The 26,645-nt window shown below is 35.3% G+C and carries 27 protein-coding genes and 4 pseudogenes; 14 read left to right on the top strand and 17 right to left on the bottom strand.

What is annotated here, in order from left to right; genetic code table 11:
• The first annotated feature begins 40 nt into the window (after positions 1-40).
• Positions 41-847 carry a PRTRC system ThiF family protein gene (locus AAHI02_RS07560; RefSeq protein ID WP_028122595.1) on the top strand — a complete coding sequence of 269 codons (807 nt, stop codon included), beginning with the start codon at positions 41-43 and terminating at the stop codon, positions 845-847.
• 382 nt (positions 848-1,229) lie between these two features.
• Here the strand turns inward: AAHI02_RS07560 and AAHI02_RS07555 are convergent, their stop codons facing one another.
• The 17 genes and pseudogenes from AAHI02_RS07555 to AAHI02_RS07475 all read right to left on the bottom strand — a co-directional run bounded on the left by AAHI02_RS07555 (position 1,230) and on the right by AAHI02_RS07475 (position 14,727).
• Complete coding sequence (locus tag AAHI02_RS07555; protein WP_072410579.1) at positions 1,230-1,439, bottom strand: GDCCVxC domain-containing (seleno)protein; 210 nt, start codon at positions 1,437-1,439, stop codon at positions 1,230-1,232.
• Entirely contained in the window at positions 1,439-2,041 is a 603-nt protein-coding gene (merTP, locus tag AAHI02_RS07550; protein ID WP_346986145.1) for a mercuric transport protein MerTP, read from the bottom strand. The genes AAHI02_RS07555 and merTP overlap by 1 nt, the downstream gene beginning before the upstream one ends.
• Positions 2,038-2,412: a metalloregulator ArsR/SmtB family transcription factor gene (locus tag AAHI02_RS07545; RefSeq protein ID WP_027381139.1), complete on the bottom strand. Its 375-nt coding sequence runs from the start codon at positions 2,410-2,412 to the stop codon at positions 2,038-2,040. Before AAHI02_RS07545 ends, merTP begins: the two co-directional genes overlap by 4 nt.
• Before the next feature lie 59 nt (positions 2,413-2,471).
• Positions 2,472-2,885, bottom strand: coding sequence for a VOC family protein (locus AAHI02_RS07540; RefSeq protein WP_198417452.1), 414 nt, complete (start codon positions 2,883-2,885; stop codon positions 2,472-2,474).
• 106 nt (positions 2,886-2,991) lie between these two features.
• Positions 2,992-5,262 carry a multicopper oxidase domain-containing protein gene (locus tag AAHI02_RS07535; RefSeq protein WP_346986599.1) on the bottom strand — a complete coding sequence of 757 codons (2,271 nt, stop codon included), beginning with the start codon at positions 5,260-5,262 and terminating at the stop codon, positions 2,992-2,994.
• A 23-nt stretch (positions 5,263-5,285) separates the two neighbouring features.
• Entirely contained in the window at positions 5,286-5,735 is a 450-nt protein-coding gene (locus AAHI02_RS07530; RefSeq protein WP_034741374.1) for a heme-binding domain-containing protein, read from the bottom strand.
• Between the two features lie 2 nt (positions 5,736-5,737).
• Entirely contained in the window at positions 5,738-6,397 is a 660-nt protein-coding gene (locus tag AAHI02_RS07525; RefSeq protein ID WP_034741371.1) for a DUF3347 domain-containing protein, read from the bottom strand.
• 39 nt (positions 6,398-6,436) lie between these two features.
• Entirely contained in the window at positions 6,437-6,958 is a 522-nt protein-coding gene (locus AAHI02_RS07520; protein WP_034741369.1) for a DUF305 domain-containing protein, read from the bottom strand.
• Between the two features lie 12 nt (positions 6,959-6,970).
• Positions 6,971-7,855 carry a DUF3347 domain-containing protein gene (locus AAHI02_RS07515; RefSeq protein WP_034741366.1) on the bottom strand — a complete coding sequence of 295 codons (885 nt, stop codon included), beginning with the start codon at positions 7,853-7,855 and terminating at the stop codon, positions 6,971-6,973.
• A 226-nt stretch (positions 7,856-8,081) separates the two neighbouring features.
• Positions 8,082-8,264 (bottom strand): hypothetical protein, encoded by a 183-nt coding sequence (locus AAHI02_RS07510; RefSeq protein ID WP_028122604.1) that lies wholly within the window; start codon positions 8,262-8,264, stop codon positions 8,082-8,084.
• Positions 8,265-8,505: 241 nt separating this feature from the next.
• Positions 8,506-8,768, bottom strand: a pseudogene (locus AAHI02_RS07505) (hypothetical protein).
• Between the two features lie 21 nt (positions 8,769-8,789).
• Positions 8,790-11,329 (bottom strand): annotated as a pseudogene (locus tag AAHI02_RS07500) (heavy metal translocating P-type ATPase).
• Between the two features lie 83 nt (positions 11,330-11,412).
• Positions 11,413-11,976 (bottom strand): AraC family transcriptional regulator, encoded by a 564-nt coding sequence (locus tag AAHI02_RS07495; protein WP_028122606.1) that lies wholly within the window; start codon positions 11,974-11,976, stop codon positions 11,413-11,415.
• A 215-nt stretch (positions 11,977-12,191) separates the two neighbouring features.
• Positions 12,192-13,236 (bottom strand): annotated as a pseudogene (arsB, locus tag AAHI02_RS07490) (ACR3 family arsenite efflux transporter).
• Positions 13,237-13,239: 3 nt separating this feature from the next.
• On the bottom strand, positions 13,240-13,854 hold the full coding sequence (locus AAHI02_RS07485) for a protein-tyrosine-phosphatase (RefSeq protein ID WP_034741354.1): 615 nt from the start codon (positions 13,852-13,854) through the stop codon (positions 13,240-13,242).
• Between the two features lie 19 nt (positions 13,855-13,873).
• The gene (locus AAHI02_RS07480) at positions 13,874-14,338 is read right to left on the bottom strand and encodes a DUF6428 family protein (RefSeq protein WP_028122608.1); all 465 of its coding nucleotides are present in this window, start codon (positions 14,336-14,338) and stop codon (positions 13,874-13,876) included.
• Positions 14,339-14,397: 59 nt separating this feature from the next.
• Positions 14,398-14,727, bottom strand: coding sequence for a metalloregulator ArsR/SmtB family transcription factor (locus AAHI02_RS07475; protein WP_028122609.1), 330 nt, complete (start codon positions 14,725-14,727; stop codon positions 14,398-14,400).
• A gap of 1,084 nt (positions 14,728-15,811) precedes the next feature.
• Here AAHI02_RS07475 and AAHI02_RS07470 point away from each other — a divergent pair.
• The 13 genes and pseudogenes from AAHI02_RS07470 to AAHI02_RS07410 all read left to right on the top strand — a co-directional run bounded on the left by AAHI02_RS07470 (position 15,812) and on the right by AAHI02_RS07410 (position 26,644).
• Positions 15,812-16,606, top strand: coding sequence for a hypothetical protein (locus AAHI02_RS07470; RefSeq protein WP_034975954.1), 795 nt, complete (start codon positions 15,812-15,814; stop codon positions 16,604-16,606).
• An 83-nt stretch (positions 16,607-16,689) separates the two neighbouring features.
• A complete protein-coding gene (locus AAHI02_RS07465) occupies positions 16,690-17,781 on the top strand; it encodes a hypothetical protein (protein ID WP_034975952.1) in 1,092 nt (363 codons plus the stop codon).
• 9 nt (positions 17,782-17,790) lie between these two features.
• On the top strand, positions 17,791-18,114 hold the full coding sequence (locus tag AAHI02_RS07460) for a bacteriophage spanin2 family protein (protein WP_034975949.1): 324 nt from the start codon (positions 17,791-17,793) through the stop codon (positions 18,112-18,114).
• A gap of 37 nt (positions 18,115-18,151) precedes the next feature.
• A complete protein-coding gene (locus AAHI02_RS07455; RefSeq protein WP_034975947.1) occupies positions 18,152-18,514 on the top strand; it encodes a hypothetical protein in 363 nt (120 codons plus the stop codon).
• Complete coding sequence (locus AAHI02_RS07450; RefSeq protein WP_034975946.1) at positions 18,511-20,007, top strand: relaxase/mobilization nuclease domain-containing protein; 1,497 nt, start codon at positions 18,511-18,513, stop codon at positions 20,005-20,007. The genes AAHI02_RS07455 and AAHI02_RS07450 overlap by 4 nt, the downstream gene beginning before the upstream one ends.
• Positions 20,008-20,055: 48 nt before the next feature.
• Positions 20,056-20,724 (top strand): ParA family protein, encoded by a 669-nt coding sequence (locus tag AAHI02_RS07445; protein WP_040995592.1) that lies wholly within the window; start codon positions 20,056-20,058, stop codon positions 20,722-20,724.
• Between the two features lie 61 nt (positions 20,725-20,785).
• The gene (locus AAHI02_RS07440) at positions 20,786-21,136 is read left to right on the top strand and encodes a hypothetical protein (protein ID WP_346986144.1); all 351 of its coding nucleotides are present in this window, start codon (positions 20,786-20,788) and stop codon (positions 21,134-21,136) included.
• Positions 21,093-21,380 (top strand): hypothetical protein, encoded by a 288-nt coding sequence (locus AAHI02_RS07435; RefSeq protein ID WP_346986143.1) that lies wholly within the window; start codon positions 21,093-21,095, stop codon positions 21,378-21,380. The genes AAHI02_RS07440 and AAHI02_RS07435 overlap by 44 nt, the downstream gene beginning before the upstream one ends.
• A gap of 198 nt (positions 21,381-21,578) precedes the next feature.
• Positions 21,579-21,866, top strand: coding sequence for a DUF4134 family protein (locus AAHI02_RS07430; protein WP_346986142.1), 288 nt, complete (start codon positions 21,579-21,581; stop codon positions 21,864-21,866).
• The gene (locus AAHI02_RS07425; RefSeq protein ID WP_034975939.1) at positions 21,839-22,153 is read left to right on the top strand and encodes a DUF4133 domain-containing protein; all 315 of its coding nucleotides are present in this window, start codon (positions 21,839-21,841) and stop codon (positions 22,151-22,153) included. Before AAHI02_RS07430 ends, AAHI02_RS07425 begins: the two co-directional genes overlap by 28 nt.
• Positions 22,125-25,198: pseudogene (locus AAHI02_RS07420) on the top strand (TraG family conjugative transposon ATPase). The gene AAHI02_RS07425 and the pseudogene AAHI02_RS07420 overlap by 29 nt, the downstream one beginning before the upstream one ends.
• Positions 25,185-25,910, top strand: a complete 726-nt coding sequence (locus AAHI02_RS07415; protein WP_228400879.1) for a hypothetical protein — start codon at positions 25,185-25,187, stop codon at positions 25,908-25,910. Before AAHI02_RS07420 ends, AAHI02_RS07415 begins: the two are co-directional and overlap by 14 nt.
• Positions 25,911-25,918: 8 nt before the next feature.
• Entirely contained in the window at positions 25,919-26,644 is a 726-nt protein-coding gene (locus AAHI02_RS07410) for a hypothetical protein (RefSeq protein ID WP_228400878.1), read from the top strand.
• Position 26,645 lies beyond the last annotated feature (1 nt).

The following is a 26,645-nucleotide window of genomic DNA, read 5'->3' as shown; positions in this document are numbered from 1 at the left end:
AATCAATTCAAATCTAACTTTAAAAAAATCTACTCTAATGATACAATCTGAAAAAACAAAAGTCCATTTTACCGATGATAGCCTTTTAAATCCTACCAATCCTGTAATGGTAAACCTCATAGGTGCAGGTGGTACAGGTTCTAAAGTATTGACCGCCTTGATCGAAATGAACCATTCATTGATTGAATTGGGACACGCAGGATTACAGGTGCGGTTGTGGGATGATGATATTGTCACAGAAGCGAATCAAGGCAGACAGCGTTTTGCAGAATGTGAAGTAGGATTACCAAAGGCAGTTGCACTGATAAATCGGGCAAACCGATGGTCTGGAACGAATTGGAAAGCCGAAGTCAGAAAGTTTGAAAGAGATTCTTTAGGAAGAATCCAAGAGAATATGCAGTCCGCAATTTATATGTCGTGTGTTGATAATGTCAAATCACGATTTGAAATTGCTGATATTCTGAATGAATTGAAAGAGGGTAGGAGATTATACAGAAACCAGGCTAAATATTGGATGGATTTTGGCAACAACCGATATTCTGGACAGGTTTTGCTTTCTACAGTTGAGAATATAAAACAACCTGATTCCGAAAAATATCAAACAACGTCGAATCTTCCTTATGTGACGGAAGAATTTGGAGAACTGCTTTTGCAGTCTGAAACGCAAGATGATACACCAAGTTGCAGTTTAGCAGAAGCATTAGAAAAGCAGGATTTGTTTATTAATTCTACATTAGCACAAATGGGATGTTCTCTATTGTGGAACTTGTTTCGCAACGGACTGACTGAAAACAGAGGTTTTTTCCTTAATCTAAAAAATTTCCATTCTCAACTGATAAAAATATAAAAAACCGCCTGACCAAAAGTTGGGCGGCAAAAATGCAATTCCTCCCTGCGGTCGGAAACGTATTTTTGCGGAAAGCGGAACAACCCCATTTCTAAAACAATTCCGGACTTTGGCTTTGGTTTGTTTTAGAAAAAAGGTTGTAAGTATTAACTGACTATAGAAAACTCGTTGTGCATAGTTTCAATTAAGCATTAAAATAGTTAGTTGAAACTATGCACTTTCAGTGCAAGAATTTCAGTTTCTATAAATTTTTTATTCGACACAGATGCACAGATAATAAAATGAATTTTTTAATATTTTATTATCTGTGCATCTGTGGAGTTTTTTAAACGAATTTCATTCGTTGTTCAAATCTATGGACTGAAAGTCCATAGTGGTTTAGTTATTTACAACAAGCATTTCCCTCTTGAATAGGTGGGCACTTTACTGTACCGTAACTACAAAACACGCAACAATCTCCCTTTATAGGTTTTAGAGTTGTTTTGCAACTCTCACACTGATAGAAAAATTGACAAGCATCAGTTGGCATTTCTTCGGATTTCTTATGTCCGCAGGTTGGACAAGTTATTTCGGATATTAAAATGATGTCCATTATGAAATAATTTTGCTTTTTAGTGATTTGTAACCAGTAGAGTTGATAGCTTTTTCGATTTGCTCGATGCTGGTTTGTTTGTTGTCGAACTTTACAATTGCGTTGCCTTTTTCGTAAGAAACAATAACTTCAACAATGCCTTTTAGTTTGCTAATTTCTTTCTTTACATGATGTTCACATCCTGAACAAGTCATTCCTTTAATAGTAAATTCAACTTTCTGAATTTTAGAAGTCGAAGTAACAATTGCCGTGATTTTTGTCTTCGGAACAAAGATGTGAGCATAACTCGGAAATGATAGAAGTAAAACTGATATTACGGTAATACTTCCTAACAATGATTTCGTTTGCATAAAATTTTGTTTTTGATTTGTTTCACAATTACAGTCAATTTGTTGTTGAGGTTTCAGTTTTTGATACCAAGCAAAGCCAAGAACTAAAACAGTCATACCAATAAAATAAGGTCGAAAAGGTTCGAGCCACGAAAAGGTAGAAGCAATTCCGCTTGAACCCGCAACTATAGCCAAAATTGGCGTAATACAGCACAAGGACGAAGCAATTGCTGTCAAAAGTCCTGCACCGATTAATTTTTTTTCTGTTTTCATATTGCTTCCAAAATTTTGTTTTCGTTAAGGATTTTGAAAAAAGGTTTGAGCATTTTTTCATACTCTTTTGCCAACGAATAGAAAATAGTTTGCGCTTGTCTTTCCGTTTCAATGAGTTTTCTGTCTTTGAGTTTTCGCAAGTGCTGAGAAACTGCCGAAATGGTCATACTGAGAATATCGCTTAGGTCGCAAACACAAAGTTTCTTTTCTTCATAAAGAAGAAAAAGTATTTTCAGTCTTACATTGTTACCCGCTAACTCAAGTCCGCTGGATAAATAATCAACTGTCCCTTTGATTTCACTAATCCGGTCTTTGCAACGCATTATCTGCTTAACGTCCGCCTGCTGCCTTATACAAGAAAGATTATCCATAAGTACAAAGATAAGCAAATTGTTTATTTAAGCAAATACTAAAATACAAAAACATCTTTTTATACATTTTCATAAAAGGATAAAAGATTTCCGTATAAGTCTAATGCTGCAAATTCTCTTGTGCCATAATAGGTACTTTCTATCTCTGTTTTTTCATTGTGAAGCACCTCTTTTTCTTTTAGCTCTTTATACAGCTCTTCAACTCCTTTTACTTCAATTCTGCAACTGTGTGTTCCTGCTAAAAAGCTTTCTGCCCCACTACTAATCGGTTTTAGAAATAGAAAAATGCTTTTCCATTTCCAACTATAATTGCAGGAAGCCCACAAATGCAGTTCTATGTTGCCCCGAACCAAAATTGCAAAAGTGTCTTCCTTGTGCCGACAATCAAAACCAAATTTGTCTTTGTAAAATTGAACTGCTTTGTCAATTTCCCTGACAGGAAATGCGGGTGTTGCCTTTATCAGTTCTATCATTGTCATGTGCAATTTTAAATTGTAATATTGTGGTAAATAGTTGAGACAGCTCAAACGGATTGAAAAAACGTTTTCGGTTTCCTGGCTTAGCTGTTTATCCTTTGTTTTAATAATTTAAAGATAACCCAATACCCCAGCCCATATCGCTATCATAATGTGTACGAATACCCACATTTTTATTGATAATATATTTTAGCTCTGTCATATATTCCATATCGGTGTTGACCATAAAACCAGCCCTCAATCTCTTTGTGATGGGAATATCTTCACGCATTAAAGAAAGACGTACAATTCCATCGTGATATACCTCTGCCTGAAAGTTTACTAACATTGGTAATGTGTACATAAAGCCCAAGCTAATAGCTCTACGTGTATCTTTTTCATTTTTCTGTCCGAATAAATTGGTTTCGTGTTCATCCATACCCATTTTACGATACCTCCAATCAAAACCTATAAACGGCATAAACCATTGCATTTTTCCAATGTACCTTCCTAAATGTGTTTCTACTTCATAACCGTGCATATCGTTATAGCCTAATCGCCATTCTGTCCCTAAACTCCATCTTGAATTCTGAAGCATCGCATCACCATCATTTCCATTGCTAGCAAAATCATTCTGAGCCATTAAGTGTGGCATATTGCTTTCTCTTTGCAACATATTATATGCTTGTTTTTTGTTAGGTAAATTCGGATTTTGATAATCGTCAACTGCAAATACCCTGTTCATTCCTGACATCATATGATAAAGGATATGACAGTGGAAAAACCAATCTCCTTCTTCGTTTGCTAAAAACTCAATAGTATCAGTTTCCATTGGCATTATATCCAACACATTTTTAAGTGGTGATTTTTCGCCTTTACCATTAATTACTCTAAAATCGAAACCGTGCAAATGCATCGGATGGCGCATCATTGAGTTATTATGAATGGTAATTCGTAGAATTTCTCCTTTTTTCACAGGTATTTTATCAACTTCTGAAAGTATTTTATTATCCATGCTCCACACATAACGGTTCATATTTCCGGTAAGGGTAAATTTCAATTCTTTTACTGGAGCATCTTTAGGAAGTTCCGTATTGGAAGGAGATTGTAGCATTGCATAATTCAGCGTTTTGATTTCTCCCAAAGCATTTGCATTGTAACGGTTGGGATCATTTTCCATATTCATATTGTGTTGGCTATGGTCTTCTTTCTGCTTACTATCTCCGGTTATTTCGGGATACATTACCACATTCATATCCATTTGATTAAGGCTCATTTTCATACCCATATCATCTAAATCGCCGTTCATCTTCATCATATCATTCATCATTTTCATCCCCTCAAAATATTTAAGGCGAGGAAGCGGAGAAATAAGTTGTTTAATACCACTACCTACAAAATAGCTTGCCGATTGTGTTCTGTCTTCAGTAGTTGCTAAAAATTCATAGGCAATCCCATCTTCAGGAATCGTAACCACAATATCGTAGGTTTCTGATACTGCAATGATTAATCTATCAACTTCTACAGGTTCTACATCGTTTCCGTCGTTGGCTACTACGGTAATTTTACCTCCTGCATAGCGCAACCAAAAATAAGAGGATGCACCACCATTTGACACTCGTAATCTTACTTTATCTCCTGCTTTTAGCGTTTTGCCATCAACTTTTTTTAAATCTGTAGCGTTATTTCCGTTGATTAAAATTTTGTCATAATAAACATCGCTTACGTCCATTGCCAACATACGTTTCCATTCGTTGGTTACTTTTGTTTTGAAATGACCTTCTTTGATAGCTTCTGCGTAAGATTGTGTTGCATTTTTTTTAATAGCTGCCCAATCATTGGCATTATGCAACATACGGTTGATATTATCCGGGTTTAGGTTTGTCCACTCACTTAAAATGATGGGTACGGTAGGCAAATCATCAATTCCCTCTCTATAAGTTTTATCATCCTCACGCTTTTTCATTACAAAACTGCCATACATACCAATCTGCTCCTGCAAACCTGAGTGGGAATGATACCAATGTGTTCCGTGCTGGATAATTGGAAAACGATAGGTATAAGTTGTGCCTGCCTTAATAGGTTTTTGTGTAAGCCACGGCACACCGTCTTCTTTGTTAGGCAGGAACACTCCGTGCCAATGGAGCGAGGTGCTTTCTTTTAATTGGTTATGGACTACTATTTCGGCTGTATCGCCTTCTGTGAAAGTTAGGGTTGGCATCGGTATTTGACCGTTTACGGCAATGGCTTTCTTTTCTTTGCCTGCGTAGTTTACAAGCGTATCTTTTACATACAACTCGTAACGAACTACTTTTTGTGCAAAGAGAGATTGCGAACATAACAGTATAAAAACTGCTTGCAGCAACCTGATCGTAACATTTTTAGGTATATTCATTTTGATATTTTTTTTCTTGAAACTTAATCCTGCTCTTTTAGCCAATTGGTTAAAACTTTGATTTGCTCATCATTCAGTTTTGTGTTTTTATGCATCATTGTATATGATGCTAAGGGCATTTGTTTAGTTTCGATTTGTTCTTTAATTGAGTTTAATAATCTGTCCTGCTTCCTATTTGAGTATGTACCCCATTCGTTGAAATTCAAATCCTCTTTTGCGTTTTTTATGTGGTTTTCTACTAATGCTCTCATAGGTTGCACATAGTCGTACCAAACATAATTAGTATTGTTACTATGACAATCGTAGCAAGAGGTTTGAAGCATCGCTTTTACTTCAACAGGCATTTTATACGCTTGGGTAAAATCGGTTGTGTAAACCTGCCCTTTATCTACATTAAGGGCAGGCTGATAAAATTGAATAGCAATAAAAATAAACAGCACTATTGTCAACATTATCTTTAATACTCTCTTCATTTTTAGAACTCTTTTTTTACAGAGCCACAGGTAAGCATCTTGCTGCCATAATAAGGATTTTTGATAGTCTTAGCTTCGTTAATCCAAACCGCACCTTTACCATCATTGTACATTGGGCAGTAGTCCTGATATAATTTTTGGGTAGTTCCAAATAATGTGATAAGGTCAGAAACGTCTTTACTTAGCGATGCTAAATGCTCTCTCTGGTGGTCTATTTTACCAGCATTGTCACTAATATGCTCTGCATTTTCTTTGGCATTTTCCGCTATTTCCATATATTCTTTATGTTTATTCGCTGGGATAGCGTTCATATCCACATTTTTTAAGGTAGTAAACAATTGCTTTCCTGCATTAGCCGCTGCTTTGTCATTATCTGCAACAAGTGCATTTTTTAAAGCCAAATAATCCTTAATTATAGGTGCGACAGTAAACTTTTGAGCTTGCTTCACATCGGACTTTTCTGCCTCTTGAGAAGATGTATCCGTTGAAGTAACAGTTGCTACCGTATCATTGTGTGTAGGTGATTGTAACTCCGGAGTTGCAGCAATTGTTGTGCTATCATTAGCTTGCTGGTCGCTATTTTTATTTGAAGATTGATTGCAGGAAATTGTTACCGCTGCAACTGTTACTAATGTAATGATTGAGAAAATTATATTTTTCATTTTATTTATTTTTGATATTATTGAAGAAATTTGTCTTATTTATTTGTTTTCAAATTCATTTAGCTTACGCTTCATAAATTCGATTTCTTGTGCCTGTGTTTCCAGTATGTTTTTTTGTAACTGTATCAATTCGGGGTCGGTAAGCTTAGCTTTTTCAGACATCAATACTGCTGCTGCGTGATGCGGTATCATACCTTTTACAAACTCTTTATTTCCCACAAATAATTGCTCCCGAATACCAAACCAAGAAAAGATACCAATCGCAAGGGAAACCGTTATGATTGCCCAGTTGATTTTTTTGCTTTCATACATTCCTTTCATTATCAATAGTTCTATAATCAACATTGCAGAAACCATCAGCAAAGTCATATACAAATTATTGATGTTCAGGATAAGGTTCTGTAAGCCGTCAATCATAGCATACATAATGAAGTACATAGCTATGAACATAGCAACAGCCATTACAGCAAAGCGTTTGTACATTGCTAAAGAGTGATTAGTATTATGCTTTTCATTCTTATGGTTATGTTGCATTTCGTGTTGGTTTTCCATACTTTCCATAACAATAGCGTTTTATTTGTTATTAATAGTTTCCTGTACGCTACCGCAAGTAAGCATTTTGGAGCCGTAATACGGGTTTTTAATTGCTTCTTCTTTGCTTAGCCAATTTGCTCCTTTACCATTATTGTACATTGGGCAATGTTGATAATAAACAGGTGTTTCTTGTTTTGAAACTTTGGCTAATTCGTACATATTATTAGCCAGTAAAGCGAAAATTTCTCTTTGTTTGGTAACATCTTTTGCTATAGCAATTTTTTCTGCATTAGCAGTTAAATCTTTCATTACTTTCATCCAAACGGTATGTTCTTCGTTGGAAAGTTTTGTCATTTCTACTGCTTTAATGGCTTTTACCAATTCGGTAGCTTTTGCGGAAGAAGTACCTGCATCAGTTTTTACCAACGCATCTTTCACTGAAAAATAGTTATTGAAAACGGCTTTTAATTGCGGTACATTTTGTGTTTCAGTGGTATTTTTTTGAGCCATATCGCTTTGGTTATGGTTGGCGTGTTCATTTTTCATATCCATACCTGCATCTCTGGTTTTTGCAACTGGTTTTAGTTCCCTTTTATACTGGCAACAGTCGGATAATTTTGCATATACATCATCTGGAGCCAAAAATTTCTCACTGTCATAACCTGCTAAGGCAATGCGTTTCAATATTTCGTCCTGATTTGTTTTTTTACCATCATAGTTGAGTGTAGCAATCTTGGTATCTTTATTCCAATCTACCGTGGCTACATTTTTTAAATTTCCTGCTTTTTCGATGGTTGTTTTACACATTTCGCAGTTGCCATATATTTTTACAGTTTCTGTTTTTGCATTTTTGATTTGTGCAAAACTGTTTACGGCTGATAGTAATACGATGATTACCATCAATATTTTTGATATTGATTTCATTTTTATTTTTTTTAATTTAATAAGATATACGAAGAGTTTGCGAAAACTGGATTCAGCTTTCGACAAGGCACACGTATGGCTAACAAGCCATCGTTTTAGCTTATTTTAGGTGGTTGCCAAATGGAAGAGTAGCCTGAAGAATAGTAGGCTTCTTTGAAACCGAATTTTTGCTTTTTAATTTCAGCAAAAGGGTTAGCTGTTTTTAAATCTATTGGTATTGGTAAGCTTACAGAAGATGAAGAAGTGCTACATCCACATGAACTGTGCTTACAATTGCCGTCGCAGTCGTGACCATTTTTGCATTTTTTACAGGACTTGTCCTTGCAACTGCTTTTATGTTCTGCTTTTGCAGATTGATCTTTTGAGCAGGACTTTTGCTCTGTCTTAGTTGTTTTTTTTGCACAAGCATAGCTTATGCTTGGCATTAGGAAAAAGCCCAAACATAGTAAGATGACAAAGCTGATATGTTTACTCAAATTTTTCAACACTACAAAATTATGAAATTATTTCTTTTAATTGCTATATTTTGCACTTTCGTGAACTGCAAACACAGAATTATAGATAAAATATCTAAATCACTAGTCTGCATAGTCCTTTTTATGCTTATTAAAATAAATATACAGTTAATTACCTAAAGTGTTTGTTATAAGTTAAATAACTAAACAGGTTATTAGGATAAGGAAATTATCTTTGTTTAATGGTTCTATCTTAAAACCTGCTTTCTGTACAGTTTCAATTACCTGTTCTTGTGTAATTCCTTCTGATTTTACGGTAAGCACCTTGTCTTTAGTTGTATCTACTTCCCAATGGCATATTATACCATGGTATTATCCAAATGAGGTTTTACAGATGCTACACATCCACCACAGTTAATATTTGTTTTGAATCGTAAGTCTTGATTATTCTTTTCCATTTTGTTTATTGAATAATTCATTTAAAGTTTAAAACTGCGTAATCGCAATGCATTTACGATTACCGATACAGAACTTAAAGACATTGCTAAAGCTGCAATCATTGGAGATAATAAAATTCCGAAAAACGGATATAAAATACCTGCTGCAATTGGAACACCAAGCACATTGTAGAAAAAGGCAAAGAATAAATTTTGCTTGATGTTTTTCATAACAGCATGGCTCAAATTTTTTGCTTTAACGATACCTAATAAATCGCCTTTTACTAAAGTTATTTTGGCACTTTCTATGGCTACATCAGTTCCAGTTCCCATAGCTATTCCGATATTGGCTTGTGCTAATGCCGGAGCATCATTTATACCATCACCAGCCATAGCTACAATTTTCCCTTCTGCTTGTAAACGTTTAATTTCGTTGAGTTTATCTTCGGGTAAGCATCCTGCTTTATAGGAAGATAAACCTAATTCATCCGCTACTGCTTTGGCTGTATTAACATTGTCGCCAGTAAGCATAATTACTTCTACACCTTGGAGCATTAGTTCTTTTATCGCTGCTGCACTCGAAGTTTTTATCGCATCGGTAATTGAAACAAAACCAACTGTAACATCATCAACAGCAATGTAAGAAACCGTTTTACCAAGTTTTTGTTCTGCAATAATTTTGGTTTCTAAATCGTTAGAAATAGTTGCCTTAACCTGTTCCATTAGTTTTTTATTGCCTAATGCTACTTTTCTATTGGTAACCGTTCCTGTAACTCCTTTTCCTGTAACATTTTCAAAATCTTTGACTCCAATTAATGAAATAGATTTTGTTTTGGCATAATTGACTACTGCTTGTGCCAATGGATGTTCACTGTATTGGTTTAAGGAAGCTATATTTTGCAATAAATCATCCTCGTTATTAGTTGATGCGTAAATTTTTTCTACAGAAGGTTTTCCCTCAGTTAGCGTTCCTGTTTTATCTGTTATTAAAACATCCACCTTATTCATATTTTCTAAGGCTTCGGCATTTTTAATTAATACTCCAGATTGTGCTCCTTTGCCCACACCCACCATCACAGACATCGGCGTGGCTAAACCTAAAGCACAAGGACAAGCTATGATTAAAACTGCAATGGCATTTATAAATCCATAAACCTTCGCTGGTTCTGGACCAAATAGTGCCCAAACAAAAAAGGTAATTACTGAAATGATTACTACAATGGGTACAAAATATTTAGAAATACTATCGGCTAATTTTTGAATGGGTGCTCTTGAACGAGAAGCATCGTTAACCATTTGTACAATTTGAGAAAGTAATGTTTCAGAACCTACTTTTTCGGCCATCATTACAAATGATTTGTTCCCGTTGATTGTTCCCGAAATTACATTATCGTCTTTCTTTTTGTCAACGGGAATTGGTTCTCCTGTAATCATTGCTTCATCAATACTGCTTTCACCATCGGTTATTTTTCCGTCAACTGGAATTTTATCTCCTGGTTTTACGCGTAATAAATCACCTTTCTTAATATCATGAATGGAAATCACTTTATCGCCCCCTTCACCAATCAAAGTAGCTTCGGTTGGTGCTAATTGTAATAACGCTTTTATAGCTCCACTGGTTTGGCTATGTGCTCTTGCTTCAAACAATTGTCCCAACAAGACCAGTGTAATGATTACTGTTGCTGCTTCAAAATAAAGATGAATGGTTCCGTGTTCGGTTTTAAATTCTTCCGGAAAGATATTCGGAATCAGCATTCCTACAATACTAAACAAAAATGCAACTCCAGTTCCTATTCCGATAAGGGTAAACATATTTAGATTCCAAGTGATTATGGATTTCCAAGCTCGTACAAAAAACATCCAACCAGCATAGAAAACAACAGGAATTGAAAACAGAAATTGCACCCAGTTCCACATGTTGCTGTCCATTATTTGAAATAACGGATTGTTATGTACCATTTCCATCATGGCAATAATAAAAATTGGCACCGTAAAGAGGGTTGCAATTTTCATTTTTTTAAGCAAATCCAGATAGGTTTTTTTTCTTCGGAATCGCTTGGTTCCATGGGTACTAAATCCATTCCGCATATAGGACATGAACCCGGACTATCTTGAATAACTTCGGGATGCATTGGGCAGGTGTACATCGTTTTCTTTACATTCAATTCTGCTTCTTTTACCAAATGCATTCCACAAACAGGGCAATCGCCAGCTTTATCATAAGTTTTATCGCCTTCACAATGCATTGGACAATAGTATTTGCCTTTTATATTGCTAGTCACTTCGATTGTTTTTTTATCATCGTGAGAATGAGCAGAGCAGCAGGATTTTGCCACTGGTTCATTTGTCGTGGTATGTTGTGGGCTTTTGTTATTGCTCATTTCTATGGTATATTTTCCAACAGCGGTTAATGCTTTTTGCAATTGTGTAGTTGGAATGTGTTTATCCATTGTCAGGGTAGCTGAGTTTTCATCTTTTGAAACTTCAACATTTGTCACATTTTCAACCTTTAATAAAGCTGATTTCACCTTTGCTTCGCAACCTCCACAGGTCATACCTGTTACTTGATATTTGTGTACCATTTTGTATGAGTTTTATGATACAAAGTTCCGTATTGTTTCCATTTTTTCGTTGTGGAATTTTGGGAATGATTTGTAAGATTTACTTAGACCTTATCCAAAGGTTTTCTTTTATCCTCTCGTATTCGCTTGAAATAACTTGGGGTAAGTCCTGTTACCTTTTTGAATTGGTTGCTTAAATAGGCTACACTTGAGTAATTTAAACGGAAAGCAATTTCACTCAAAGATAGTTCATCATATACCAATAATTCTTTTACCTTCTCTATTTTTTGGGCAATAAAATATTTTTCGATAGTAGTGCCTTCAATTTCTGAAAATAAATTAGAGAGATAATTATAGTCGTGGTGTATCTTGCTATTTAAAACATCCGACAAATTGTATTTTGTTTCGCCATCCTGATGATGAACGAGGTCAATAATAATATTTTTTATTTTTTCTATAATTCGGCTTTTTTTATCATCTATTAATTCAAAACCTAATACAGTCAGTGCTTGCACTAAATTGGTTTTAACGTTTTCAGCTAATTCTTTATCCAAGGTAACTTCTCCCAGCTTTATATTTTTCACAGTCAATCCAAGCTTCTCCAATTCATTCTGCACTACCATAATACAACGGTTGCAAACCATATTTTTTATAAAGAGTGTTGTCATATATTTTGTGCTTTATTTGAAATTAGCTTAAAATAAGCTCTATAAAATTACAATTAATATTTTCTTGTAATTGTAGAACAGTTGTCAATTGATGTATTTATCCACTGCGTTGTCCAATTCTTCATTTTTAATATTGCTTAAATTTATATCTGCCAAATGGAAAACTGGTCAAGTAGTTTGCTGACTTTCTTTATATCATTTCTTTATTCAAAGCATCAATGAGCATTTTGGTCATAATATTTCTTCTTTAGCCACAAACTTGCACGTACCAATAATATCAGTACAGGAACTTCCACCAATGGGCCGATAACGCCCACAAATGCCTGTGGCGAATGAATACCGAAAACCGATATTGCTACGGCTATTGCCAATTCAAAATTGTTTCCTGTGGCTGTAAATGCGATGGATGCGTTTTTATCGTAAGGAACTTTAAGAGATTTATTGATAAAGAAGCTCACGAAAAACATAAGTATAAAATAGATGATTAACGGTATTGCTACTTTTACTACATCCATTGGCAACTCTACTATTTTATCGCCTTTCAGACTGAACATCAATACTATAGTAAACAGTAAAGCATACAATGTAATGGGCGATATTTTGGGTACAAATTTCCGGTTATACCATTCTATACCTTTTGATTTTACAAGGATGTATCGGCTTAAAAAACCTGCCAAGAAAGGAATACCTAAATATATCAATACGCTTTCGGTAACATCTTTCATTGATACGCTTACATTGAAATTGGCTAATACTAATTTTGCAGGTAATACGTTGATGAATAACCATACTAAAAAACTGTAAGTAAATATCTGGAAGATACTGTTTAATGCAACTAACATAGCTGTATATTCTCTGTTTGCTTTAGCTAAATCACTCCAAACGATTACCATTGCGATACATCTTGCCAAACCTATCAGTATCAAACCTGTCATATAATCGGGTTCATTCCTTAAAAATAAAACGGCTAACCCGAACATTAGCACTGTACCGATAACCCAATTCAGCAATAAGGATATACCAATTACTTTTTTTATCCTTAAACGCCATAGGCAATAATGAATAATCAACCTTTGCTAATGGCGGATACATCATCAATATTAAACCTATTGCCAACGGAATATTTGTAGTGCCTACGGATAGCGCATTTGTAATTTTTGAAATACCGGGAAAAATATATCCCAATCCTATACCTACTGCCATTGCAAGGAATATCCATAAGGTAAGGTATCTGTCTAAGAATTTTAGTTTTGGTTGCATCGGCTACATTTTAATCATTGAAAAAACATAGAACATTTCCGTTGCTATCTGTAAACTTCTATCAGCATAGACCTTTGATTGTTCCGGTGTATTGTCTGAAATTTTAGGGTCTTCAAATGTGATAGGTATTCTCTTTTCTGCTCCTGCAATAAAAGGGCATCCGCCGTCTGCCTGTGAACAGGTCATAATAGCTGCAAACGCTGATACAGGATTGAAAGGGCTATCATATTTTTTGGAGAAACCAACAATCGGCAAAGAATTATCACTATACTTTATGGCATATACAGGATTGTCGGTATCTGCTATTTTGAAAATACTTAATCCCTGATGTGTCAATGCTTCTGCCACTTTCGGGAATAATGCCGTTTCTTCTGTACCACCCGAATAACAATGTACCTTTGGGATAACATAGTGTGCTGCTGCTACCTGTGCCCAAACCTGCGATAAATGGCTTCTTCGGGAATTGTGGGTACAAATGAAGTTGATACTTATTTCCTGACTATTGTTTACTTTTTGCTGTACAAAATCTATCAGTGGTCGTAATATATTTTTGCGTTCTTCACTGATGTTTTGAAAAGTAGTAACATTGTTTATTGTTTCAACTAAATTCTTATACATTTTGATTGATTTAAAGGGTTTAACAACATCCTGAATTAGGTGTGCAGGAAGCATTATTCAACGCTGATAATTTTATTTTTTGCTTTTCGACAGGAATACCGCAAGCATCCTGAGCAAGACAAGCTGTTGTTTTACTTTTCAGTACGAATGTTTTTCCGTTGAAATCCAAATCATATTTCCCGATAGTATCAATTTGATATTCTACTTCAATTTCGGCATCTTCCATACCTAATTTTTCTTCGGATAGTTTGATGATATTTAATAGTTTGGTTGGCTTCAATCTATGTTCGTAATCGTCAGCATTCCATAATTGGAAATTGACAACTTTTTCATTGCGGATTACACCACCACAATCAATAAAAATTTTATTGATTTGCCCAACTTCGGTAACGTGGAAATGTTCGGGAACAAACGTTCCGTTCTCTAATTGAAATTCAACATGCTCTAATGTTGGTAAGATTTCTTTGATTTTTGATAGTTTCATAATTTCATTATTTAATTGTTATATTGCATTATTACGATTGATTTGGTTAAAATAAATGCTTAGCAACATTTATCAATACCTATATCGTCAACAAAGAAAGTATTGAGTTCCTTCTTAATCTGCTGCCAGACATTTTCATCAATGCAGTAGCATACACTGGTTCCCTCTATATTTCCTTTGATAATACCAATGTTTTTTAGTTCTTTCAAATGCTGCGAAATGGTAGCTTGTGCCAATCCCAATTCCTCTACCAAGTCATTACAAATACAGGCATTTTGTTTAATGATATATTGCAGGATAGCTATGCGTGCAGGATGAGCCAATGCCTTTAGCGAAGTTGCTAAACGGTTCTGCTGTTCCGTGTATATTTCAGTTTTTGTAACTCCCATTTTTATCAAAAATTATACATCGCAATATTACGATTAATATTTTAACTACCAAAATTGTTTAAAAAAATATTTAGTGAAGTTTACCCCTGTTGCACCAAATGTTGCAAATTCGGATCATTTTTTTTATCCGCTCTTTTTCATTTTCAATAATATTTACAATGTTTATTTTTATCTGGCGGTAATTCAGTAAAGATATCCTGTTGTTGATTTCCGGGCAATGATGGCGGTTGCTTTTAGGGTTGGTTTTGTTGGATGTCCTTTCAAAGCCACTTCGCTTTTTTGCAAAACGCAATTCCAAAGTCTAAAGTCCTACGTTTTTCCGAACAAAAAAAGCTTTGAGGGGATGTCAGGTTCTCTTCCCTTTTTTAATTTGACGGAATGTATTGTGAACTCTGCTGTAGCTTTCCCTGCAAACTGTATAAAAAGGATTATACTAGTCATCAACCTGCATAAAATAAATACAGCTTTAAATTCATACCTGTGTAAATAAGATACAGATCATCATCATAAAATAGAATCATGCCGATCATCAAACCTGCGTAATACACATACAGCTGGAGTTCATACCTGCGTAAATCATATACAGGTCACCTGCTTAAGATAAGTACAGGTCAAAATCCTTACGATTTGATCTACAATACGATAGATAAATTATCACTTTGAAAGGATTTATTATTTACTTTCGTATGCTCAGACTTCACTTCCACACATTTCCAATAAAAACAATAAAAGAATCAAAACTGCTGATTATCAATACTATTAATCGTTTTTCAGAACTCCGAAAAATAAGCGGCTTTTTTTGAGCAAGATGTGTCTTTGTATATACAAACTTTTCAAGTTTTATATCCAAAGACGATCTTGCCTTTTTTTCAAAAAGGGGAAAAAAACTGCGGAACTTGTTTTTTTTGTTTTTAATTAAATTTTGGTACAAGAATCCAAATTAATCCAAATCATTCTTTTTTTAATCCTGGGAAGTTTCCAAACTAATCCAGATTATTCTTATTTAGCCCAAACCCATTGAATACTATTGTTTTAGAAGGTTTTAACGCCCAATTTTGTCACAGAATTTTTAATCAAAATACTAATGAAAAAATTGAGTCATCTTCTACTGGCATTAATAGTAGTATCAATCCAAGGTCAGGTCGGCATCAATACCGAAACTCCAGAGGCGACTTTAGAAGTGGTAGGAAAACCAAATGATGTCAATCATTATGACGGAATTATTCCTCCACGAATTACAGGAAATCAACTCGCTGCAAAGACATATTCATCTACAAAAAAAGGAACTGTCGTCTTTGTAACATCTCCGGCTAACAATTTATCAGGACAAGTCATTCAAATAACTGAACCCGGATTATATTATTTTGATGGCAATTTGTGGCAAACATTTTCAAAAGAAAAGCAACCCACTGAATATAGAATTCTATTGACGTTTGACCATACCAGTACTGCGGCTCTTAGTGCAACTTCTACATGGTCCGCTCCGGTTAATTATAATGGAAATACAAATAATTATTTAACCGCTTCTAAATACTATACCATTGGGACCAAAAATTATGGAGGCTTAAAAGGATCCGTATCATTCAGAAAAGTTAATGGTATCGTCAATGTAAAATTTCAAATATTCAGGTCGACTGATTCAGAACCAATTACTTCCGACGCACTTATAAATATTCCGGATATCTTTAGTGACATAGGGTATATTCCTAACCAGATTGTTTTTTTACATCCTGAGAATTCAACAATGCTTATTCCTGCCTTGCTTGAAAATTTCACCATAAAAATTCCTCAAGCTTCTTTAGGCGCAATATCAACATCATATTATACTTATGGAGAAGTTCAGGGCTACTCAAATTGGATCAGACCCTATCTACACTAGGACGCTAAAATTATAGCAATTAATACAAATTATACACAGTTAATACGATTCTTAAGACCAAATGAATTTTAATAAAAAATAAAATGAAAACATTAATTTATTTTTTTCTGCCTTTCATAGCAACAACAATACAGGGACAGATTGGCATCAACACCCAGACGCCCGAGGCTACTTTAGAAGTTGTAGGGAAACCAAATGACACCAATCATTATGACGGGATTATTCCTCCAAGGATTACAGGTAACCAACTCGCAGCAAAAACATATTCATCTGCAAAAAAAGGAGCTGTCGTGTTTGTAACATCTCCAGCTACTAATTTATCCGGTCAGGTTATTCATATCACAAAGTCCGGGTTGTATTATTTTGACGGTGATCTATGGAAGTCATTTATAAAAGAAGACCCACTAAATACAGTTGCACTCAAGGGCAACACTTCTACGGTTGAACTTATTGTCAAGAACAGTCTGCATCTTAATTTTGATGAGAAAGAAAATTACATACTGGGAAATTCCAGAAGTCCAATCACCGGTGACTACAATTCTATTTTTGCAACCGACTCTAATATAACCTCTGGAAAAGGAAATTCCGCTAGTGCTTATGCAATGTCTCAAGGAGAAGTTACAGGCAAACTTAATTATGCTGCAGGAGTTTCTGCTTTGAATGGCATCGCAAACGGCGTAATCTCCGGTAGTAGAAATATTGGAATTGGTCCGGGAGCTATGTCCTACATTACTTCAGGAAATGATAACATCTCTATTGGCTATCTGTCAGGAACAGGAAACCGAACAGGGTCTAACAATATTTTCATCGGCATTGGCGCTGGTAGCCCGGCCACAGGAAACAGAAGCGTAAGTAATAAACTAGCTATACATTCAACCCGCGTTACAACAAGTTCAACCAGCTTTTGGGATAGTATCACGAACAATTATACGGATTACAAATTTGCTTTGATTTCGGGGGATTTTTCTGAAAGATGGTTAAATATCAATGGCAAGCTCAGCGTTACACCTTCCCAAATGCCCAATGCAGACGGAGATTCATCCTATACGAAAAAAGTAGTTGCCAAAACAGATGGTTCATTTGGTTTTGCAACAGAGATAGTTCCAACTCCGCCTGCTACCGGAACATATATTCTAAAAAGCGTAAACGGTTTGACAAGTTGGGTAACACCTTAATCATAAACTATGAAAAACTTTTTCAAATTTTTATGCCTGATGATCACTCTTTCACTAACATCTTGTAGGTCTATTGTTTCGAATCCTGGCAAACCATTAAAAGATAATTCTTTAGCATTAAATCACAAATATGACGTTCAGGATTTCACTGCAAAAATCCACAAAATAAAAATCACATCAGTTGATGGCAACAATATTTATGGTATTTCCAAAAAAGGAGAGACGATTTCAATAGATAAAAAACAAATCAGGGAAGTGAAAAAAGTAAAAGTCGTTAGTTCTATCGTTGTAGGCATTATGGCAATTGCGGCGGTCATCTTTGTTCCAATATAGAAAACAACATTTTTAAAATCAAATTTGAATTTGAAAGATGAATATTGATGAGCAAAAAGATGAAGTTATTTTTTTCAGAATTAAGAGTGAAAAGAAGAAAGATTGGAAAAAAATCTGTTCCAATAAACAAATTTCCCTGACTAGTCTAATCATCAATTCCGTAGAGAATAGAATGATGGATGACGAGAGACGAAAAGTATTGGCGTTCATTGAAAAACAGGATAACATCTTCGGAAAAATTGAAAATAATATCAATCAGGTAGCAAAAATAGCAAATGGTCAAAAATTTATCAGCGAAAATAAACTCAGAAATTTTTCGGATAAGTTATCAGAGATCATAATTCTGAAAAAAGAACAGAACGAAATCTTTACAAAAATCTATGCAAAGCTATCAAGATGATTGTTAAGATCATGGATCCGGCAGGTCCGAGTTTTCCAGGAGTTCATTATAACGATAAGAAAATTGATAAAGGCATTGGAGAATTAATGCTGATGAAAAATTTTCCTTCATTCATTAACGAATCAAGCAGCAAGCAAGAAGTAAGAAACTATTTAAGAGCTATTTCAATCGGGAATAAAAAAGTGTTGAAGCCTCAATTTCACGCGATGATCTCTACAAAATTTCAAGGGCATTCGAAAGAAGAGCTTACTAAGATAACGGAGAATTTTATGGATGAAATGAAATATGGCGAACAGCCTTTCATTGTGGTTTTTCATAAGGATACAGATAATAATCACGTACACATTGTTTCAACCCGGGTTGATAAACAGACAGGGAAAAAGATCAATGACAGTTATGAAAGGCTTAAAGCCCAAAAAGCATTAAGCGTTACAATGGAAAAATTATATGGTCAGAAACCGGAAGAAGAACTGGAAAAGCTGCTGAACTACAAAATAAGTTCGCTTGATCAGTTGGAAACTCTACTCAGCAGAAATGGTTACAAGATAGGCAAAAACACAAGTGATGAAAATTCTTTTAACATTTTAAAAAACGGAGTAAACCAAAAATCTATTAGAGGGGATCAGATTGTTTTTGATAACAGCAAAAATGAAAAAAGGGCTAAGCAGATGAAAGCCATATTAAGCAAATACAAAGAATTGTATTCCAATAAGGTTTTTAAAGTGGTGGATAATAGAAAAAATGAAGCAGTGCTTCCAAAAGAGAAGACTACTGACGGAGGAAATGATTCAAAAATGAAGATTGCCTTTGAAAGCGAGCTCCAAAAAAAGCTGAAAGATGTTTTCGGGATCGATATGGTTTTTCATCATAAAGAAGATAAAAATCCTTTCGGCTACACCGTGATCGACCATAAAACAGGAGAAGTATACAAAGGAAGTGATATTATGAAAATGAATGAAGTATTTGAATTTACTTCTGACAAGGTGGATAAGAAGACTTTTGAAATACTGAAGGATTATAATATTCGCAGCCAGGAAACAAAAAAGATCCTGCTTGAATTTTTTAAGAAGAATAATCCGGAAGCAGAAATCAAGGACTTTATGCTTTTTGAAAACCGAGGGAAGAAAGATTTGGAAACCTACCGAAAAGTCCAGTTTGAAGTAAAGGACTTTATTAGAAATAACAAAAACACAAATGATGAAAAAAAAGATATTTCTATAACAAAAGGCGAAGATGGAAAGCTGTATGCTGTTCATACCAGATTTCATTACGTGGGTGAACTTCAACCATTAATCGGAGAAAAGGAATATCAAAAATTTCTGAATCCCATAAGCGTCAATGAAGTGCAGACAGAAAACCGGACTGAAAATAATGAAAAAACAGAATTAAACAAAGCCGTCAACGAAATGCTTTTTGAGTTGATGAAAAGTTCGGGAACTGCAAAAGACCCTGCCGAAAATGAACTCAAAAAAAGACGAAAAAAGAGACGATAAAGTTGATGGAAAAATCATCTTCAGTCCAATAAAAATCAACTAAAACCTATGATCATCACATTTGCTACCCAAAAAGGAGGAACCGGAAAAACGACATTAGCCATCGCTTTTGCCAATTACATTACCGCACTTTCAGAAAGAAAACTCAATGTTTTCGATTTTGATTATCAGAAATCATTCTATCACAAATGGAAAGAAGATGAGCTATTGGACATTCCAAAATTGTACGATGTAGAAATTATTGGCGAGGAAGAAGAGCAGCCTTTTTCAGACTTTGAAACTCTCATTAATTTAAAAGAAAGCGATGAGATCAATCTCTTTGATTTGGCCGGAACGCTCGATGCAAAATACAGTGATTTGCTCATATACAGTGATTTTATCGTAACACCTTTTGAGTATTCCGATGTTTCTGTAAAATCGACTTTGGTCTTCATCAATATGCTGGGACTACTGGAAAGTGAGGCCGAAAGAATATTTATCCGTTCCAAATATGATAAAGGCTACAAGTATCTGAATCAGGAAGCAATGGACATTGAGCTCGCAAAATATGGAATGCTGCTGCCAAGCCCGGTATTTAAAAGAAACTGCCTACAAACTATTAATACCAGAAGCCTTATAGGCAAGCAAAAATATGCAGTAGAACATACATTCGATGAACTTATAAAATATATCAATGAAACCTCAAAAATCAAAATACAAGTGATTAAAAAGAGGTAAAAAATCAAAGATTCAATACCAACAAACGACAACGATTGACTGACAACTAAATCAATAAAAAATGATAAAAATTTCACTTACTATTCTGGCTGTTTACGTGTTGTATTATGCAGGTAACATTGTATACGATCTGTTTCTGAAGAAAGAAAAAGAAACCTATAAAGAAGAGACGGAGGAATTTTCTTTGTCCGAAATTTCCGAACAGTACGAAGATCTTACTGCAACTATAGGGATTGAAGATGTAGAAAATCTCAACACTCCCAAGTCCTTTAATAAAAATGTAATCCATTCTGATATCACTGAAGGAAATGAAGAACGACAAGATCTGGAGTATTTAAGAAAACAATTTGAATCTGAACAAGATCTGGATGAATTCGATAATCCATCAAAAAAAGGATTTTACCGAAATTGAAAACCAATCACATCCTGAAAATGCTGAATCAAGCGAAGAGTATTTTGAACAAAAGGAAAAAATATCAACCGAAAAGGAAAATCAGAAACCTAATGAAGTGATTAGCGAAAACCCGATCACGGTTAGTGCAGACCAGAAAACTTCCAGAATTAAAGATTGGAAGGCGATGCTGAATCTTTCTGAAACCCTGGTTCAATTGGTTGCAAATCACGATGGATATAAGGTTTATCAATCCATTATGTAGTTAGTCAACTTAAACAAAATCTAACGTACTGATTATTAGACTTAACAGCGGATTTCCATCCGTTGTCCGGGACTTCTATGCCCAAAATTTAACACTCAATTGATTATTAACCCTTTATAAATTTTTTGAATTATGATGAAAAATTTTTTCACAAAAAACGTGACAACAAAGAAAGTTCTAACCCTAGCCTTGGCAATTATGGCGATAACTCCAGCATTTGCACAAGGTGGTGCAACCGCTATTTCAAATGCCGCAAGTGATATCACTGATTATTGGGATCCGGTCAAGCTGATTTTGAAAGCAGTAGGAGGATTGGTCGGTTTTATCGGAGGTCTCCGAGTGTATAATAAATGGACGAATGGTGACCAGGACGTCAACAAAGAGATCCTTGGTTATGGGGGGAGCAATGATCTTCTTGATTGTAGTTCCGGAATTCGTAACAGCATTCTTTGCCTAATATGGGATTCTACCTTTATAAGGGGCTGAAAAAGCCCCTTATATTCTTCGGACTCAAAGGGAAATATATCTTTTACGCAGTTGGTGTCATCGGAGGCGGGGTCATTTCAGCATTGGTACTCTCGAAGTTCGGTCTCTTAGGCTCTTTACTTGGTCTTGCAGTCACCGCAGGCGGAGTTTATCTCATCTTCAGAAGACAGGACAAATATGGTTTGTATGACAAAACCAAAAACTTCGATCACATCTTAATTTTTCCCAAAAGGTTAGACAGTAATAAACTTTTAAAGAATGGCAACAACAAAAAAACAGGCATTTAGCATTCCTTTTATCGGATATGATCTTGGAAAGGATTTCAATTGGGATTTTGATGTACTTTTCGGACAATACGGAAACCCTATTATCGGGATCAAGATAAAAAACATTGTCGAGCAATATTCGGCAGATCCTGACAGCTATCTCACTTTCCACACGGTTTTAAATCAGGTGGTATCAATCATTGGAGAAGGAAGAATTGTTCAGAAGCTCGATATTTTTTCAAAAAAGAAATATTCAGCCGAACAATCCAACCAATTTCTACAACAAAAATATTCGGAACATTTTGACGGCAGACTTTTCAAAACCATTGAAACGGTTCTGTTCTTTACCGATATTATTGATGACAAGCTGAAAAAGAAAAATAAGCATTACAATTTCTCTGAAAAAAGCTATAAAGAACTACGGGACAAATGTCAGAAAGTATTGATGCTTTTGAAGCAGAATGACTGTGAACCGCAGTTTTTGTTTGAGAAAGATTTTGAATATTATATATCAGGTGTTTTGTCGATGCAATTTTCCGATTCTCCCATATTTGATAATATCAAAAGCACCAACGAATTTTTGCAGATCGGAAACAGGTTTGTAAAAAATATTTCCTACGTGGATGTAGAAAATATTGATCTTCCTTCAGAAATTGAGCCTTACTCTGTTCTCGGCGGTAACGGTGCAGCAGCAGAAACAGCAGTTGATAATTTTAGTTTTATCAATGAACTAGAAGATTATGAGACCATTGTCTACAATCAGATCATTACGATTCCGCTTCAGGCACAACAGCAGAGGGAACTCGACAAAAAAAAGAAAAAGCACGAAGGAGCAGCCAACAATTCTCCGTCCAACGCCATTATAGCAGATGAAATCCAGACCCTGCTTCATAACATAGCCATTGACGGACAGCTCGTTGTCAATGCTCATTTTTCAATCCTTTTTTCAGCACAGACACTGGAGAAAATGGAAAATATTCAGTCAATGATTGAAAACAAGCTTTTTACGAAAGGAATCATTGTTTCTAAAAACGCTTATAACCAATTGGAACTCTTTCGGTCAGCTATTCCGGGCAATGGAACAGAACTTAGGGAGTATGATTTATTTATGACGACAAGCGAAGCGGCCTTGTGTTTTTTTTTAAGGAAAGTTACCCCGTCAATGAAGAGTCCAATTTCTACCTGAGATTCACCGACAGACAAGGTGTTCCGCTAAAAGTTGACCCATCGGATCTACCGATGAAAACAGGAAGAATAAACAACAGGAACAAGTTTGTATTAGGACCGTCAGGTTCGGGGAAATCATTCCTGATGAACAATATTATTGAGCAGTATTTGACCTACAATTATGACGTGGTCATTGTTGATACAGGAGATTCGTATTCGGGAACGTGCAAATATAAGGGAGGCAGATACATCCAATACACTGAAGAAAAACCAATCACGATGAATCCTTTTCTTATGGATCAAAAAGAATTTAATATCGAAAAAATAGAATTTTTAACCAACCTGATCTTCTTGATTTGGCAAGGTCCGGATTCTTCAATGTCTTCCGCACAAAAATCCATTTTAGACAATGTGTTGATGTCGTTTTACCACGGGTATTTCAATGCTGGAACTCGATGGTATGAAAATAAAACTTCTGAAGAACTGATTCTATATCTCGGAAAATACAACATTCACGAAGATGATCTATTCACGGAATATGAGAATGAAGCAAAAGGACAGCATACTTACTATGACATTTTGGGAATTACTTTCGATGCCAGTTCCGATGAAATAAAGGAAGCGGGAAGAAAATTATTGAAATTCTATCATCCTGATAAGAACATCAATAACCCGGAATATGAAAGCGAAAATTTCTATAAAGTGTATGAAGCGTATGACACGCTGAACGATGAAGAAAGAAGGAAAATATACAATGAAACGCAGTTGATTTTAATCAAGTCGAATGACATCATCAGGCAACCCCGATCAGCAGAAGAATGGAATGAATCCTTTAGAAAAGCCATCATCAGGAAAATAAAAGAACTGGAAGAAAAGCTGGTTGTAACAGAACTTTCGTTCAATGGGTTTTATGATTATTGCGATCAATTTCTTCCTATTTACCTGAATAATAAAAAACATAATATTATAGAGAAAGAGTTTAATCTGCGCACCTTTTTATTTGTACTGAAAGATTTTTACAAAGGCGGAAGGTACGGAACAACGCTCAATGAAAGTGCAGATAATACGCTGTTCGATGAATCTTTCATCGTTTTTGAAATTGATAATGTAAAAGATAATCCCAAGCTCTTTCCGATAGTAACGCTCATTATTATGGACACTTTCATTCAGAAAATGAGACTCAGAAAAGACCGCAGAAAAGCCTTAATAATCGAAGAAGCATGGAAGGCCATTGCTAGTAAATTGATGGGTGGATACATTCTTTATTTATATAAAACGGTGAGGAAATTTTGGGGAGAAGCGGTGGTGGTAACGCAGGAACTGGATGACATTATTGGAAATGCAGTGGTTAAAGATTCCATCATCAATAATTCGGATACATTTATTTTGCTTGACCAGACGAAGTTCAAAGACAACTTTGATAAAATCGCTTCATTGCTATCGCTCAATAAAGTAGAGCAAAACAAGATTTTTACCATCAACAATCTCAACAACAAATTCGGGAGAAGCCGATTCAAAGAATTTTACTTAAAAAGAGGTTCAAAAGGAGAGGTCTATGGAAATGAAGTTTCGCTTGAACAATATCTCACCTACACTACAGAAAAACCGGAAAAATCGGCAGTTGAATATTATGTGCACCAATACGGAGACTATGATGAAGCATTGCGCAGAATAGTTGGTGATTTAAAAACCTTCGGAGACAGTCTGGAAAACTTAGTGTCACTCGTGAATTTATACCAAAATCCTTTAGATCAAAAAATCAATTCCTTTTATAGAATGATGAAAAAAGAGAACAAAGGAAAGAATGTTTTTAAAATCATTTCACAGCAACTGGAAGACCGTAATATCAGTTTTTCAGAATTAATCAGTAAACAAAATTACGCTTATGAAAACGTTTAAACCTATAAATTTCCCAAGAGGATTTCGTCACGTTTCATCTCTGGCGAACCATATTATATTGAAGGTTTTTCTACTAATTTTCTCCCTCTGGGGGACAATGGGATTCGCCCAAAACACCTACATCGACCCTACGGTAACAGCGGCAATGATTCTTTATTCTGAAAATCTAAAAGCCAAGCAGAACGAAGTCATTGAGGAAACTTCAAAATTAAAGGACGCACAGACCTGGGTGGGAACACAGATGGTAGCGGCTAATGACATTCAGAATAAAATTCTGAAGGGTTTAAAAGAGGTTTCCGGCACTTTACAAAATGGAATCCAAGCACAGGAAATCTACTCTGAGCTCAATAAATGTTATGCTTATTCATCACAAGTGGTACAACTAGCATCAGAACATCCTGAGTATGCCATTTTTGGGGTGAAAGCTTCACAAAAAACGTATGAGCAAAGTCTAAAGATTGTTACCGACGTTTCTGATATTCTCGCTTCCGGAGAGCTGAATCTTGCAACAGCAGGAGACCGCTACAAAATTCTTCATAATATTTCCGGTAATGTGAAAAATCTGAAGCTTTGGCTTTTAGCAATCAAACTGCGATTAGAAAAAGCAAACCGATTGGGATTCTGGAATTCTATTAATCCATTTGCCGGATATATCAATACAGACAAAGCTATTGTTGAAAATATAATGAACCGGTATAAACGGAATTTTTAAATTTTTCTATGATGAAATCGAAAAATGAGATTCGCCGACCTTACGGTGGCAAAAATAAAATTGTTGTCAGTTTGCTTATTCCTCTAGTTTATTTGGTATTGAGATCCTCCGGTGGTGGGTCTACCCCTGCATGGCAACAGGAAAATGTTTCATTTCCGATGATGGATATAGAAATCAATGCCACGATGAAAGAACACGACAGGCAAAAAGAAATGCGACAAAAACAAATTGCGAATGCCACCGTAGAAACGGCCAACAGAAACCAATGGAACAATTTTAAAGAAAAAATCACCAAAGTTCAGGACAGATTGCGAATTGTTTCATTTGCCATTCAAGCGATACCCACCGGAATAGCAATGAGCAGGGAAATAACCAAAATAACAAACAATCAGACTGCTATTATCAATGAAATAAACGATGCTCCCTATTCCATTATCGCTGTTTTGCCTTCTCAGGTTCAGTTTGTTGATGATCTGCAAATGGTAACACGGCTGGTAACCGGGATCATTTTGTCTTACGGAGCCATCAACCAAATGGAAAAATCAGAACGTAAAGTATTATTAGACTATGCTTTGGGTGAAGTAAAGGCGATAAGCAGAAATTCTACCCATATGCTTTTAAAGATAAGGGATATTAAAGCCAAGGTAAAACGTAACAAAAGAGCCTTTCAATATTATGTCAACAGGGATAAGCAAGTAGTTGAAAGCATCATGGATAACATTAAATCTTTCTAAA

It is taken from the genome of Chryseobacterium sp. POE27 (assembly GCF_039727685.1).
Taxonomy (GTDB): domain Bacteria; phylum Bacteroidota; class Bacteroidia; order Flavobacteriales; family Weeksellaceae; genus Chryseobacterium.
This window is presented reverse-complemented; position numbering and strand designations above follow the sequence as displayed.

Excerpts from the sequence above, each read along its gene's own strand:
- AAHI02_RS07555 (WP_072410579.1), bottom strand. The coding sequence starts at position 1,439 with ATGGACATCATTTTAATATCCGAAATAACTTGTCCAACCTGCGGACAT.
- merTP (WP_346986145.1), bottom strand. The coding sequence starts at position 2,041 with ATGAAAACAGAAAAAAAATTAATCGGTGCAGGACTTTTGACAGCAATT.
- AAHI02_RS07545 (WP_027381139.1), bottom strand. The coding sequence starts at position 2,412 with ATGGATAATCTTTCTTGTATAAGGCAGCAGGCGGACGTTAAGCAGATA.
- AAHI02_RS07540 (WP_198417452.1), bottom strand. The coding sequence starts at position 2,885 with ATGATAGAACTGATAAAGGCAACACCCGCATTTCCTGTCAGGGAAATT.
- AAHI02_RS07535 (WP_346986599.1), bottom strand. The coding sequence starts at position 5,262 with ATGAATATACCTAAAAATGTTACGATCAGGTTGCTGCAAGCAGTTTTT.
- AAHI02_RS07530 (WP_034741374.1), bottom strand. The coding sequence starts at position 5,735 with ATGAAGAGAGTATTAAAGATAATGTTGACAATAGTGCTGTTTATTTTT.
- AAHI02_RS07525 (WP_034741371.1), bottom strand. The coding sequence starts at position 6,397 with ATGAAAAATATAATTTTCTCAATCATTACATTAGTAACAGTTGCAGCG.
- AAHI02_RS07520 (WP_034741369.1), bottom strand. The coding sequence starts at position 6,958 with ATGGAAAGTATGGAAAACCAACACGAAATGCAACATAACCATAAGAAT.
- AAHI02_RS07515 (WP_034741366.1), bottom strand. The coding sequence starts at position 7,855 with ATGAAATCAATATCAAAAATATTGATGGTAATCATCGTATTACTATCA.
- AAHI02_RS07510 (WP_028122604.1), bottom strand. The coding sequence starts at position 8,264 with ATGCTTGTGCAAAAAAAACAACTAAGACAGAGCAAAAGTCCTGCTCAA.
- AAHI02_RS07495 (WP_028122606.1), bottom strand. The coding sequence starts at position 11,976 with ATGACAACACTCTTTATAAAAAATATGGTTTGCAACCGTTGTATTATG.
- AAHI02_RS07485 (WP_034741354.1), bottom strand. The coding sequence starts at position 13,854 with ATGTATAAGAATTTAGTTGAAACAATAAACAATGTTACTACTTTTCAA.
- AAHI02_RS07480 (WP_028122608.1), bottom strand. The coding sequence starts at position 14,338 with ATGAAACTATCAAAAATCAAAGAAATCTTACCAACATTAGAGCATGTT.
- AAHI02_RS07475 (WP_028122609.1), bottom strand. The coding sequence starts at position 14,727 with ATGGGAGTTACAAAAACTGAAATATACACGGAACAGCAGAACCGTTTA.
- AAHI02_RS07470 (WP_034975954.1), top strand. The coding sequence starts at position 15,812 with ATGAAAAAATTGAGTCATCTTCTACTGGCATTAATAGTAGTATCAATC.
- AAHI02_RS07465 (WP_034975952.1), top strand. The coding sequence starts at position 16,690 with ATGAAAACATTAATTTATTTTTTTCTGCCTTTCATAGCAACAACAATA.
- AAHI02_RS07460 (WP_034975949.1), top strand. The coding sequence starts at position 17,791 with ATGAAAAACTTTTTCAAATTTTTATGCCTGATGATCACTCTTTCACTA.
- AAHI02_RS07455 (WP_034975947.1), top strand. The coding sequence starts at position 18,152 with ATGAATATTGATGAGCAAAAAGATGAAGTTATTTTTTTCAGAATTAAG.
- AAHI02_RS07450 (WP_034975946.1), top strand. The coding sequence starts at position 18,511 with ATGATTGTTAAGATCATGGATCCGGCAGGTCCGAGTTTTCCAGGAGTT.
- AAHI02_RS07445 (WP_040995592.1), top strand. The coding sequence starts at position 20,056 with ATGATCATCACATTTGCTACCCAAAAAGGAGGAACCGGAAAAACGACA.
- AAHI02_RS07440 (WP_346986144.1), top strand. The coding sequence starts at position 20,786 with ATGATAAAAATTTCACTTACTATTCTGGCTGTTTACGTGTTGTATTAT.
- AAHI02_RS07435 (WP_346986143.1), top strand. The coding sequence starts at position 21,093 with ATGAATTCGATAATCCATCAAAAAAAGGATTTTACCGAAATTGAAAAC.
- AAHI02_RS07430 (WP_346986142.1), top strand. The coding sequence starts at position 21,579 with ATGGCGATAACTCCAGCATTTGCACAAGGTGGTGCAACCGCTATTTCA.
- AAHI02_RS07425 (WP_034975939.1), top strand. The coding sequence starts at position 21,839 with ATGGGATTCTACCTTTATAAGGGGCTGAAAAAGCCCCTTATATTCTTC.
- AAHI02_RS07415 (WP_228400879.1), top strand. The coding sequence starts at position 25,185 with ATGAAAACGTTTAAACCTATAAATTTCCCAAGAGGATTTCGTCACGTT.
- AAHI02_RS07410 (WP_228400878.1), top strand. The coding sequence starts at position 25,919 with ATGATGAAATCGAAAAATGAGATTCGCCGACCTTACGGTGGCAAAAAT.